The organism is Streptomyces sp. LS1784, assembly GCF_020103755.1.
Taxonomy (GTDB): Bacteria; Actinomycetota; Actinomycetes; order Streptomycetales; family Streptomycetaceae; genus Kitasatospora.
In genome coordinates this window covers 1-6,073 of sequence record NZ_JAHSQD010000507.1, presented here as the reverse complement: position 1 = coordinate 6,073, position 6,073 = coordinate 1, and the positions used below count along the sequence as shown (strand labels likewise).

The following is a 6,073-nucleotide window of genomic DNA, read 5'->3' as shown; positions in this document are numbered from 1 at the left end:
GGCCGCGGCCGCGGCCGCGCTCGCGCCGGGCGCGGACCGGGCCGAGGGGAAGCTGCCGGCCGAGCCGAAGTCCTGGAAGAAGATCCAGGAAACCAACTCGGTGCACGAGGCCCACAACTGACGACATGTCGGACTGTCCGGCGTGACGGCTCCGCGGCACCGCTGCGGAGCCGTCATTCCGGCGCGTTTCGTTTCACGAAGAACTCAGGATCGGGGAGTGGGCGAGGGGTTGCCGGGACAAGGATCGGTTCAACCCAATCGTTCCTGTGATCCCTGGAGGACCACGTGCGCAAGAGACTGATCGTCTCTGCTGCCAGTGCCCTGAGCCTGTTCCTGGCCGTCCCCGCCTCGGCTTCCGGCTTCCAACCCGGCGCGGACGGGCTCGGGGACCCGTACTACCCGACCCTCGGCAACGGCGGGTACCGCGTCTCGCACTACGACATCCGGCTGAAGTACCAGCCCGCCACCGACGAGCTGGAGGGCACCACGACCATCCTCGCCACGGCGACCCAGGACCTCTCCCGGTTCAACCTCGACTTCGCACTGAACGTCTCCGAGGTCCGGGTCAACGGCCGGATCGCGACCTTCGCCACCAGTGGCGACCAGGAGCTGGAGATCACCCCCGCCCGGCCGCTGGCCAAGGGCAGCCAGGCCACCGTGGTGGTGCGGTACAAGGACGTGCCGTCCACCGTGCAGAAGTACGGCGGCTACACCGCCTGGCGCCGCACCCCGGACGGTGCGGTGGTGGCCGGCGAGCCCGTGTCGGCCGGGTGGTGGTTCCCGAGCAACGACCACCCGAGCGACAAGGCGACGTTCGACGTCTCGGTCATGGTGCCGGACGGCAACCAGGTGATCAGCAACGGCGTACTGACCGGCACCAGCTCGCAGGCGGGCTGGACCCGCTACAGCTGGCGCGAGAACAAGCCGCAGGCGACGTACCTGGCGACGCTGGCGATCGGCAAGTTCGACGTGACCCAGGACACCACGGCGAGCGGGCTGCCGGTCTACAACGCGTACAGCAAGGACCTCGGCGACAACGCCGACGCGGCCCGGGCGAGCATCGAGCGCACCGGCGAGCTGGTGGACTGGCTGAGCGGCTACTTCGGCGAGTACCCGTTCAGCTCCGTCGGCGGCTACGTCGCCAACACCCAGTCCAGTGGCGCCCTGGAGACCCAGACCCGGGTCTCCTACGGCCCAGGGCTGTTCGCCCGGGGCTCCAACACCCAGGTGGTCGTGCACGAGCTGGCCCACCAGTGGTACGGGGACAGCGTCTCCCTCTCCCGCTGGAGCGACATCTGGCTGAACGAGGGCTTCGCCGAGTACTCCCAGTTCCTCTGGTCCGAGCACGAGAACGAGGGCACCGCGCAGGAGCTGGCCGACTACATCTACGCCTTGTACCCGGCCGACGCCCCGTTCTGGACCGTCAAGCCGGGCGATCCGGGAGAGGAGAACCAGTTCTCCGGTGCGGTGTACTACCGCGGAGCGGTGGCCATCCAGGCGTTGCGCAACGCCGTCGGGGACGAGAAGTTCTTCCGGATCCTCAAGGGCTGGCCCACCGAGCGCCGCTACGGCAACGCCACCATCCCGGAGTTCCAGGCGTACGCGGAGGAGGTCTCCGGCCAGAAGCTCGGCGACCTGCTGAACACCTGGCTGTTCACCCCGAGCAAGCCCGCCGTCGGACCGGTGCCGGCCGGTACCGCGGCCGCGGCCTCGCCGGCGCCGGGCGCGGACCGGGCCGAGGGGCGGCTGCCGGCCGAGCCGAAGTCCTGGAAGAAGATCCAGGAAACCACCTCGGTGCACGAAGCCCGTAACTGACGGCATGCGGGGACGGGCCGGCGGTTCCGCGCGCACTGCGGGGACCGTCGGCCCGGCCTATGCCGCTGTGGGGCCGCCGGCCGCCAGCAGCTCGGTGAGGCGGCGGACGGCGAAGGGTATGAGCTCGCGGACCGGGATCAGCCGGCAGGGAGCGTCGCCGACCAGGACCTCGCGGATGCTTGCCCGCTCCTCGAACTCCCGCCCCACGACCGGGAAGTGGGTGTCGTTGTCGTCCCCCACGTCCGGCGCCTCGATCCAGACCCGCTCGCCCTGGATCGCCATCGGGAAGCGGCGGAGCTTGAGCCGGCGGTTGGGAGCGAAGGTCTCGGCGTAGTGCAGGAAGGTGTTGCGGTTGTGGCCGACGCCGACCAGCAGCACGTGCCCGCCGAGGTCGTGCAGCGCGCCGAACGGCGACTCCCGGCCGACGGCGAAGCCGAGCGAGCGCCGGGCGGTGACCTCCCGGGCGTGCGCACCGACGGCGGCGACCGAGACCTGCGGGTGGGCGCTGCGCAGGCTCTCCGGCAGGGTGCGCAGCGCCTCCGCCACCGCGCCCGTGGCGCAGGGGAGCCCGGGGTGGAACAGCGGTACGGCGGACCGGAGTTCGGCGACCTCGGGGCCGGGTGGGCCGCTGTGCCCGGGGGCCGGGTCGCGGACCGTGTCGGAGGTGAAGGTGGGAGCGGCGACGGTGCCGTCGGGCCCGACCGCCTCGCGCAGGCTGGCCACCACGGCCGCCGCGCCGCCCTCGACCCGGCCGAGGCTGGAGAGCGAGGAGTGCACGATCAGCGCCATGTCCTCCCGGACGCCCACCCGGCGCCAGCCCTCCACGAGGTCGGCGGTGGTGAGTGGGCCGGTGCCCGGTGTGGTCATGGTGCCCCCTGGTGACGGCGGTGCTGTTCGTGCTGGGATCGTTCGGGGCCGACCATAGCGGGTGTCACTGACAGTCGGTCAGGACGGGGGCCTCCTGCGCCGACTCGCCGGCCGGTTCACAGCCGGCCGGCCGGCCGCAGCCGCGGGTAGTCGGTGTAGCCGGTGGCCTCCTGGCCGTAGAGGTGGGTGGGGTCGACGGGGGTGAGCGGGGCGTTCACGGCGAGCCGCTCGGGCAGGTCGGGGTTGGCGATGAAGGCGCGGCCGTAGGAGACCAGGTCGGCCAGGCCGGCGGTCAGCACCGCCTCGCCGCGCTCGCGGTCGGTGGCGGCGCGGTTCTCGCCGACGTTGCCGATGAGCGGCCCGGACCAGCGCGGGCGCAGGTCGGCCAGGGCCGGGTAGTCGTCGTTGTCGGTGAGGTGGAGATAGGCCAGGCCGAGGCCGTCGAGTTCGGCGAGCAGCGCGCGGTAGACCGGGGCGGGGTCGGCCTCGTACATCCCGAACTGCGGGTTGCCGGGGGACAGACGCAGGCCGAGGCGATCGGGGCCGATGGCCTCGGCGACGGCGGTGACCAGTTCGATCGGGAAGCGCAGGCGGTCGACGAGGGTGCGGGGGCCGTACTCGTCGGTGCGCAGGTTGGTGTTGTCGGCCAGGAACTGGTGGATCAGGTAGGAGTTGGCGCCGTGCAGTTCGACGGCGTCGAAGCCGGCGGCGAGGGCCAGACGGGCGGAGTCGACGTGGTCGGCGATGGTGCGGCGGATCTCCTCGCGGGTCATGGCGCGCGGGGTGACGGCCTCCGCCTTGCCGCCGTCCTTGACGTGCACCGGGCCCGGGGCCGGGACGGCGGACGGGCCGGCCGGGACGTCGCCGAGCAGCCGGTTGAGCGGGTGGCCCTGGCGCCCGCCGTGCATCAGCTGGGCGGCGATCCGCCCGCCGGCGGCGTGCACGGCCTCGGTCACCGCGCGCCAGCCGGCCACGTGCGCGGGCGTCTCCAGGCCGGGCAGGCGCCAGCCGGACTGGCCCTGGCGGCTGGGCCAGATGCCCTCGGTGACGATCAGGCCGGCACTCGCGCGCTGGGCGTAGTACTCGGCGACGACGGGCAGTGGCGTACCGTCCTCGGCGGCCCGGTACCGCGTCATCGGGGCCATGACGACGCGGTTCGGCAGGTCGAGCCGGCCGAGGCGGTACGGGGTGAGCAGGGATGCGGTGGTGGTCGTGGTCATGCCGGTACGGTAGAACTTGACACCAGTGTCAGGTTCAAGCGTGCTCGGCGGTCCCGGGCCCGGTCTCGGCGGCGGTCGCGGTGTCCGCCTTCGCGTCGGTGGTCGGTCCGGTGTTCGCGTCGGCGTCCGTGTCGGTGTCCGTGTCGGCCTCGGCGAGGATCAACTCCTCGATGCCGTAGAGGAACCGCTCCATCGCGGAGCGCGGAAGCACGGCCGGGTCCGCCGTCATGGCCAGGCTCAGTGCCTCGGCGGACCGCAGGACGTCCAGGGCGTAGGTCAGGCCGGGGCGCGGCTCGAACTCCACCGGCCAGCTGAGGGTGGTCCGGTCGACGCCGGGGTCGGCCGTGGCCGGGAGCAGCTCCCGGGTGTCGTTGAACACGCAGGAGCGGTCGGCGAGTCGGACCCCCTCGGCGGTCAGCCCGACGATCTCGGCGGCCAGGGCGACCTTGTCGTAGTACGCGTGGCGGTAGGTGCCGATCGCCGCGGCGTGGGTGCGGCGCACGACCTCGCCGAACTCGGCGGTGGCGTCCGGGAGATGGAACAGCCCGTCGCCCGCGACCACGCTCACCAGGTTGGCCATTTCGGGCAGGAAGCGGTTGCTGACCACGACGTTCAGCACGGCCTCGGTCGAGCCGGCGAGCCGGGCGGTCATCGCGGCCGTCGCGGCGAGCAGCACCGAGCCGGTGCTGACCCGGTGCCTGGCCGCCACCCGTTCGACGGCCCGGGGCAGGGCGGGGGAGCGGAGCACCGCGTTCGGGAACCGGGCGGCGGGCTGCCCGGCGGCCGGCGGGAAGAGCCGGGGCGGGCCCAGCCGGAGCTTGCGCACGAACTGCTTGCGGGCCCCCTCGTCGCGCCGCAGACCCCGTTCGGAGGTCTGGAACTCCGCTTCCTCCAGGGGTTGACGGGCGGGCCCGTGCAGCTCGGCCGACTCCTCGGGGGAGCTGCCGAGGCACAGCGCGGACAGGTCGGCGACCAGCCGGCTCATCCCGGAGCCGTCCACCGCGGTGTGCGAGAGCACCAGGCTGATGTGCCGGACCAGACCGCCCGCCGTCACGGCGCCGATCCGGACCGGCCACTGGGTGGCGGTGTCGAAGGCCTGCGCCGCCAGCTCCTCGTGCTGCCGGGCGCCGAGCACGGCCGGGTCCTCGTGCTCCCCCGCGGGCTGGAGGTGGACTCCCAAGGTGCCTTCGCCGTCGACGACTTGGCGGAGGCCGCCGGTGCCGTCCGGCAGCAGCCGGGTGTGCAGCGAGTCGTGCAGGTGCAGCAGCTGCTCGACTGCGGTGAGCAGGACGGGCAGTGGCAGCCCCGGGTCCAGCGGCGCCGCGGTGGCGATGTTGTAGCGCGGCGCGTCGGCCGGCGGCAGCTGTCGTACGGCGTCCCAGATGGCCCGCTGGCCCCAGGTGGCCGGTCCGGACCCGGCCCGTCCGGACGAGAAGGCGATCTCCAGCAGTTGGTGAGTGGTCACCGATCGGCTCTCCGTAGTGCGGTGGTCGTTGTGTCGTGCCGGTGCGTTGGGAGCGCGGGTGCTGCTGGGGAGAGTGTGGCGCACCGCCCGCCGTGCGTCGAGGGCTGCGCCGCCGCCCCTGCCGCGGGCCGCTTGGAATTTGGGAATGATTGTTCTTGACTGACCGTTCCCCAAAGGCGTACCGTCCGGGGCATGGGACGTCCGAGGAACTTCGACGAGGCCGAGGTGGTCCGCCGGGCCGCCGACCTGTTCGCCGCGCGGGCCTATGACGGCATCTCGGTCGACGACCTGGTCAACGGCCTCGGGGTGCACCGGAACAGCCTCTACCGCACCTTCGGCAGCAAGCGCGGGCTCTACCTGGCCGCGCTCGGCTGGTCGCTGGAGCACCGGATCGCCGCGCTGGCCGCCCGGATGGCCGAGGCCGAGGCCGAGGACCGGTACGAGCTGCTGAGCGGGCCGCTGCGGGACGAGGTCCACGGGCCGGCGCTGGACCTGCTGCTGCTCGCGCTGGTCGAACGGGCGCCGCGGGACCGGGACGTGGCCCGCATCGTGGCGGAGTCGTTCGCGGTGCTGGACGAGGCGATCGTCCGGGTGCTGGGGGACGGGCCGGGGCCCGGGCAGGGGCAGGTGGCGACGGGCGTCGCGGCCGCGCTGCTCGGCCTGCGGGCGCTGGACCGGGCGGTCGATCCGGGCGTCGACGCCCCGG

At 73.2% G+C, this 6,073-nt stretch carries 5 protein-coding genes; 2 read left to right on the top strand and 3 right to left on the bottom strand.

The window, feature by feature from the left end:
- The first annotated feature begins 285 nt into the window (after positions 1–285).
- On the top strand, positions 286–1,815 hold the full coding sequence (locus KS423_RS36115) for a M1 family metallopeptidase (RefSeq protein WP_224283973.1): 1,530 nt from the start codon (positions 286–288) through the stop codon (positions 1,813–1,815).
- 57 nt (positions 1,816–1,872) lie between these two features.
- On the opposite strand, the gene KS423_RS36110 is transcribed toward KS423_RS36115, so the two are convergent.
- The 3 genes from KS423_RS36110 to KS423_RS36100 form a co-directional block, all read right to left on the bottom strand.
- Positions 1,873–2,682, bottom strand: a complete 810-nt coding sequence (locus KS423_RS36110; protein ID WP_224283972.1) for an aminoglycoside N(3)-acetyltransferase — start codon at positions 2,680–2,682, stop codon at positions 1,873–1,875.
- Between the two features lie 116 nt (positions 2,683–2,798).
- Complete coding sequence (locus KS423_RS36105; protein WP_224283971.1) at positions 2,799–3,902, bottom strand: alkene reductase; 1,104 nt, start codon at positions 3,900–3,902, stop codon at positions 2,799–2,801.
- A gap of 34 nt (positions 3,903–3,936) precedes the next feature.
- On the bottom strand, positions 3,937–5,367 hold the full coding sequence (locus tag KS423_RS36100) for a condensation domain-containing protein (protein ID WP_224283970.1): 1,431 nt from the start codon (positions 5,365–5,367) through the stop codon (positions 3,937–3,939).
- A gap of 192 nt (positions 5,368–5,559) precedes the next feature.
- Here KS423_RS36100 and KS423_RS36095 point away from each other — a divergent pair.
- On the top strand, positions 5,560–6,073 hold a 514-nt coding region (locus KS423_RS36095), incomplete at its 3' end, for a TetR/AcrR family transcriptional regulator (RefSeq protein WP_224283969.1).

Bases quoted from the DNA above. Each gene is read 5' to 3' on its own strand.
- KS423_RS36110 (WP_224283972.1), bottom strand. From the start codon at position 2,682: ATGACCACACCGGGCACCGGCCCACTCACCACCGCCGACCTCGTGGAG.
- KS423_RS36105 (WP_224283971.1), bottom strand. From the start codon at position 3,902: ATGACCACGACCACCACCGCATCCCTGCTCACCCCGTACCGCCTCGGC.